Origin of the sequence: uncultured Amnibacterium sp., assembly GCF_964244015.1 — a bacterium.
Taxonomy (GTDB): domain Bacteria; phylum Actinomycetota; class Actinomycetes; order Actinomycetales; family Microbacteriaceae; genus Amnibacterium.
On the sequence record NZ_CAXTHO010000004.1, the window covers coordinates 43,244 to 49,291 of the forward strand.

The following is a 6,048-nucleotide window of genomic DNA, read 5'->3' on the forward strand; positions in this document are numbered from 1 at the left end:
TCCCTGCTCGAACCGCGTCGGCCCGGGGGAGCGCGGTGAGCAGCGAACGCCTCGAGTTCTTCGACGCGGCCGCGGTGCTGTTCGATCTCGACGGGGTCATCACGCCCACGGCCGAGGTGCACATGCGGGCCTGGGCGACGATGTTCGAGCAGGTCTTCACCGATCGCGGCATCGTGCCGCCCTACTCGGATGCGGACTACTTCCAGCACCTCGACGGCCGCCCGCGCTACGACGGGGTCGCCGGGCTGCTGGCTTCGCGCGGCATCGACGTGCCGCGGGGCGAACCCTCCGACCCCGACAACGCCGAGACCGTCTGCGGGATCGGGAACCGGAAGAACGCGGTGTTCTCCGCGCTGCTGCAGTCGGAGGGGATCGCGGCCTACCCCGGTTCCGTCGCGGTGCTCGACCGGCTGAGCGAGCTGGGGATCCCCGTCGCGATCGTGTCCAGCTCGAAGAACGCCGTGCCGGTGCTCGAGGCCGCACACCTGGCCGCGCGCTTCCCGGTCGTCGTCGACGGCGTCGTCGCGCAGGCCGAGGGCCTGCCGGGGAAACCGCAGCCCGACATCTTCCTCGCGGGTGCGGCGCGCCTGCAGGTGGACCCGGCGAACGCGGTGGTCGTGGAGGACGCGATCTCGGGCGTCTCCGCCGGTGCGGCAGGCAGGTTCGGGCTCGTGGTCGGTGTGGACCGCGGCGTCGGGTCGGAGGCGCTCCGCGACGCGGGCGCCGATCTGGTGGTCGGCGATCTCGCGGACCTGCTCCTCTAAGCAGAAAGGTGCTCCGCAGTGATCGACCGCGACCGCTTCCCCGTCGACGAGTGGAAGCTCGTCGAGCGCCTGTACTCCGAGGAGCGGATGGGGCTCGGCGAGACCATCTTCACCGTCGCCAACGGCTACCTCGGCATGCGGGGCAACAGCTCCGAGGGCCGCGACGCCCACGAGCACGGCACCTTCATCAACGGCTTCCACGAGGTGTGGCCGATCCGGCACGCCGAGCAGGCGTACGGCTTCGCGGAGGTCGGCCAGACCATCGTGAACGTGCCGGACACGAAGATCATCCGGCTGTACGTCGACGATGAGCCGCTGGTGCTCGACGTCGCCGAGCTGCTCGTCTTCGAGCGCGAGCTCGACTTCCGCGACGGCGTGCTGCGCCGCGACCTGCTGTGGCTCACCCCCTCCGGCAAGCGGGTGCGGGTCAGGTCGAGCCGCATGGTGTCGTTCGTCGAGCGGCACCTCGCCGTGATGACGTTCGAGGTGACGGTCGAGAACGCCGACGCGACGATCGTGCTGTCGAGCCAGATCCTGAACCGTCAGGACGGCGAGGACGAGTTCGGGCGCACGATCCCCGGGGAGCAGGGGTCGACGGGCTTCGATCCGCGCCGCGCGGAGCGGATCGCCGAGCGCGTGCTGCAGCCGGTCGAGTACTGGCAGCAGGACGACCGCAGCGCGCTCGGCTTCCGGGTCACGCACTCCCACATGACCCTGTCGGTCGTGGTCGACCACATCCTGGAGACCGAGAACGAGGTGCACATGCGCCCGTCCATCGCTCCGGACATCGCGAAGAACGTGTACCAGGTTCGGGCGAAGGCCGGCACGCCGGTGAAGCTGACGAAGATCGCCGCTTACCACACGTCGCGCAGCGTGCCGCCGCGGGAGCTGATCGACCGCGGCCAGCGGCTGCTCGACCGCGTGCTCGAGTCGGGGGTGGCGGAGCAGCACCAGCTGCAGCGCGAATGGCTCGACGCCTACTGGGAGCGCAGCGACGTCGAGATCGCGGGGCAGCCCGCGATCCAGCAGGCGGTGCGCTGGAACCTGTTCATGCTCGCGCAGGCGGCGGCGCGCGCGGATTCGAGCGGCATCCCGGCGAAGGGCCTCACGGGCAGCGGGTACAGCGGCCACTACTTCTGGGACACCGAGATCTACGTGATGCCGTTCCTCACGTACACGAGCCCCCTGTTCGCGCGGAACGCCCTGAAGATGCGCGAGCGGATGCTGCCGGCCGCGCGCAGACGGGCACGGCAGCTGAACGAGGGCGGTGCCCTGTTCCCCTGGCGGACGATCAGCGGTGAGGAGGCGTCGGCCTACTACGCGGCGGGTACCGCGCAGTACCACATCAACGCCGACGTGACCTATGCGATCGCGAAGTACGTGCGCGCCACCGGCGACGCGGACTTCCTGGCGCGCGGCGCGATCGACATGGTCGTCGAGACGGCGAGGCTCTGGACGACGCTCGGGTTCTGGCGGCACACCGAGGGCACCTCGTTCCACATCCACGGCGTCACCGGACCGGACGAGTACACGACCGTCGTCAACGACAACCTGTTCACGAACGTCATGGCCCGGTTCAACCTCCGGTACGCCGCAGAGAGCGTCCGCGTCGTCGCGGACCAGTTCCCGGAGGCGTACACGCGGCTGGTGGAGCGGGTCGGGTTCGACGAGTCGGAGATCGGGGAGTGGGAGCGCGCCGCGGAGGCGATGGTCATCCCGTATTCGAAGGCCTTCAACATCCATCCGCAGGACGCCCACTTCCTCGACCGGGAGGTGTGGGACCTCGAGAACACGCCCCGCGACAAGCGACCGCTGCTGCTGCACTTCCACCCGCTGGTCATCTACCGCTTCCAGGTGCTGAAGCAGGCGGACGTGGTGCTGGCGCTGTTCCTGCTCGCGGACGAGTTCTCCGACGAGATGAAACGGGCCGACTACGACTACTACGACCCGCTGACGACCGGCGACTCGACCCTGTCCGCCGTGGTGCAGTCGATCATCGCCGCGGAGATCGGGTACCGCGACCTGTCGATGGAGTACTTCGAGCACGCTCTGTTCGTCGACCTCGACGACCTGCACAACAATGCGAGCGACGGCGTGCATGTGGCGTCGACCGGGGGCGTGTGGAGCGCTCTGGCCTACGGGTTCGGTGGCCTGCGCGACTCCGGGGGGCACCTCACCTTCGACCCGCGGCTGCCGGCCGAGTGGCCCTCGCTGCGGTTCCGGCTGCGCTGGCAGGGCAGCCGGCTGCTGGTGACGGTGACGAGGACCGAGCTGACCATCGCGGTGCAGTACGGCGGCGACGTGGAGCTCTCCGTCCGCGGCGTGAAGCACGTCGCGAGGGAGGGGTCGGTGCTGCGGGTGACCCTCCACGGCCAGGGGCCGCTGCTGCAGGGGCGGCCGACCGTGCAGCAGTGGGCGCAGACCCGCCGCGACGACGGCTCGCTCCTCACGGCGAGCATCCCGACGATCCAGGAGTGGGAGTCGCCGGACGGCGAGGCGCAGGGCTGAGCGTGTGCGTCAGTGCGCGACGGCTTCGACGATCGCGTCCCGGAGGCGGGCGAGGTCCGGCCCGATGAGCGTCGTGAAGCCGAGGCGTTTCGCCTCCGCCTCGCGCCGTGCGGCCTGCACGGCCGGGCGGATCTCTCCGGCGAGGCTGATCTCGCCGCTGACCGCGACATCGCCGCGGATCGGCATCCCCGTCACCGCGGACCCGAGCGCGAGCGCGATGGCGAGGTCGACGGCCGGTTCGGTGAGGCGCACGCCGCCGACGGTGGAGACGTAGACATCGGAGTCGGCGATGTTCTTCAGGTTCGCGTGCTGCTGCAGCACGGCGATGAGCATCGACACCCGCGCCGAGTCGACGCCGTTGACGACGAGCCTCGGATGCGGTGAGGTCGATTTCACGACGAGGGCCTGCACCTCCACGGGGATGGCTCTCCGGCCCTCGAGCGCGATGGTGACGCAGGTGCCCGGCTCGGTACCGACCGCCCGGGACACGAACAGGCCGCTCGGGTCGGAGACGCCGGCGATGCCCTCACCGGTCATCTCGAAGCACCCGACCTCGTCCGTCGGCCCGAACCGGTTCTTGACCGCTCGTACGAAGCGGAGGGCCGTGCCCTGATCGCCCTCGAAGTGGCAGACCACGTCGACGAGGTGCTCCAGTACGCGGGGCCCCGCGATCTGGCCGTCCTTCGTGACGTGACCGACGAGCAGGATCGGGAGATCGCGCTCCTTCGCGACCCGGGTGAGCGATGCTGCGACCTCGCGCACCTGGGCGGGGCCGCCCGCGATGCCGGATGCGTCCGCGGTCGACACGGTCTGCACCGAGTCGACGATGACCAGCGCCGGCTCGACCTGATCGATCTGGCCGAGGACGACCGCGAGGTCGGTCTCGGCCGACAGCCACAGGTTCGGGCTGAGCGTGCCGGTGCGTTCGGCGCGCAGCCGGACCTGACCGAGCGACTCCTCCGCGCTCACGTACAGGACCCGGGCGCCCATCGCAGCGACGTGGGACGCGACGGCGAGCAGCAGCGTGCTCTTGCCGACCCCGGGTTCGCCGGACAGCAGGATGACGGATCCGGGTACCACGCCGCCGCCGAGCACCCGGTCGAACTCGGGCTCCCCGGTGCGACGCCGGGCGACGGGATCCATCGGCACGTCGACGATCGGTCTCGCCTGCCGCGACACGGGGACGGTCGCCGCCTGCACGCGCCCGGCGGTCGCCTCCGCCTCCTGCACGGTGCCCCAGCCCTGGCACTCCGGGCAGCGCCCGACCCACTTCGCGCCGCGCCACCCGCACGCCGCGCACCGGTAGCCGGCGGGTGTCGGGCGGGATCGCGCGGTGACCATGGCTCGAAGGTATGTGCGCCCACCGACAGGCGCAGTCGGTCGACTGTGATGGGGCGACCCGGCGTGGTGCGGCAGGATTCTCGCAACGCGGGAGGGAAGCATGGCGGATCGACTGGTGACGCTGCGCGACGGTCGACGGCTCGGGGTCACGGCGTTCGGCGACCCGGTCGCGCAGCGGATCGTCGTCTTCTGCCACCCGGCTCCCGGCGCGGGGGGATTCGACCCGGATCCGGCCGTCACGTCGTCGTGGGGCGTGCACGTGGTGTCACCGGACCGGCCCGGCTACGGGTCGTCGACCCCGCTCCCCGAAGCGCGGCGGCCGACGAACGGGAGATGGGCGGACGACCTCGCCGAGTACATCGAGTTCGTGGTCGAGCTGGCGCGGGAGACCGGTGTCGCCCCGGTCCATCAGGTCGGCGTCGTCGGCTGGGCGGCCGGCGGGCGGGTCGCGCTCGCGCTCGCGGCGAGGCACCCGGGGCTGGTCGACCGGGTCGCGATCGTCGCGACGCCGGCCCCCGACGCGGCCGTGCGGTGGATCCAGCCCGAGCTCGCCCAGCTCACCGCCGACCTGCGCGAGCTGCCCGTGCCGGTGGCCAAGCAGCGCCTCCGCGCGACGCTGCAGGCGCAGAAGGACGTTGCGGGAGTCGATCTGCTCGCGCACGGGGAGGCCGACCTGGCGCTGCTCGAGCGACCCGGCCTCCGCGGCCGCCTGCAGCGGATGCAGCAGCACGCCTACGACCAGGGCACCGTCGGCCTCGCGGACGACCTGCTCGCCTCCGCGGACGAGGACTGGGGCTTCGACCTGGAGGCGGTCCACGCGCCGGTCCTGCTCGTGTACGGCGCGAGGGACACCGTCGTGCCGAGCGCGCACGGCCGCTGGTACCGCGCGCAGCTGCGCCGAGCGAGCGCGACGCTCACGGTCGTCCCGAGAGCGGGCCACCTCGTGATCGCGCCCGCGTGGGAGCGCATCCTGCAGCACGTCGACCCGAGCCACGGCGCCCGCTCCGACCCCTGATGCCCTGACGGGGCCCTCCGCTGCACGCAGGACGGTGCGCAGCGACAGATCAGCAGCGGTCGGCCCCGTTCGTGAGGGTGGCCCGACGGTCCCGTACACTCGACTCCGGTGGCGTGTCCGAGCGGCCGAAGGAGCATGTCTCGAAAACATGTGATGGGTCACACCATCCGTGGGTTCAAATCCCACCGCCACCGCCAGTCGCGAGACCCTCTACTTCCCCGGAAAGACGCGGAAGTAGGGGGTCTCGTTCGGTTCTGTCCGCACGTCTCGCCGGGGTCCGTCGCTGAGCGCCCGTCATGGTGATCGCGCCCTCCTCCTGCCGGTGCTCCTACGTCACCTGCCTTCCTCGTTTCCTGGCCTGCTCGCTCGGTAGTCAGTAGCACTGATTAGTGGTACTGTCCGTTGCTAGGTACTGATACC

At 71.0% G+C, this 6,048-nt stretch carries 4 protein-coding genes and 1 tRNA gene; 4 read left to right on the forward strand and 1 reads right to left on the reverse strand.

Features of this window, described 5'->3' with window-relative positions; genetic code table 11:
- Positions 1-35 precede the first annotated feature (35 nt).
- Positions 36-764, forward strand: coding sequence for an HAD family hydrolase (locus ACFE67_RS01165; RefSeq protein ID WP_375405038.1), 729 nt, complete (start codon positions 36-38; stop codon positions 762-764).
- 18 nt (positions 765-782) lie between these two features.
- Positions 783-3,272: a glycoside hydrolase family 65 protein gene (locus tag ACFE67_RS01170; protein ID WP_375405039.1), complete on the forward strand. Its 2,490-nt coding sequence runs from the start codon at positions 783-785 to the stop codon at positions 3,270-3,272.
- Between the two features lie 9 nt (positions 3,273-3,281).
- On the opposite strand, the gene radA is transcribed toward ACFE67_RS01170, so the two are convergent.
- Positions 3,282-4,613 (reverse strand): DNA repair protein RadA, encoded by a 1,332-nt coding sequence (gene radA, locus ACFE67_RS01175; RefSeq protein ID WP_375405040.1) that lies wholly within the window; start codon positions 4,611-4,613, stop codon positions 3,282-3,284.
- A 100-nt stretch (positions 4,614-4,713) separates the two neighbouring features.
- On the opposite strand from radA, the gene ACFE67_RS01180 reads away from it, so the two are divergent.
- Positions 4,714-5,628 carry an alpha/beta fold hydrolase gene (locus tag ACFE67_RS01180; RefSeq protein WP_375405041.1) on the forward strand — a complete coding sequence of 305 codons (915 nt, stop codon included), beginning with the start codon at positions 4,714-4,716 and terminating at the stop codon, positions 5,626-5,628.
- Positions 5,629-5,735: 107 nt separating this feature from the next.
- Positions 5,736-5,825, forward strand: a tRNA-Ser gene (locus ACFE67_RS01185).
- The last annotated feature ends 223 nt before the right edge of the window (positions 5,826-6,048 follow it).

Excerpts from the sequence above, each read along its gene's own strand:
- ACFE67_RS01180 (WP_375405041.1), top strand. The coding sequence starts at position 4,714 with ATGGCGGATCGACTGGTGACGCTGCGCGACGGTCGACGGCTCGGGGTC.
- radA (WP_375405040.1), bottom strand. The coding sequence starts at position 4,613 with ATGGTCACCGCGCGATCCCGCCCGACACCCGCCGGCTACCGGTGCGCG.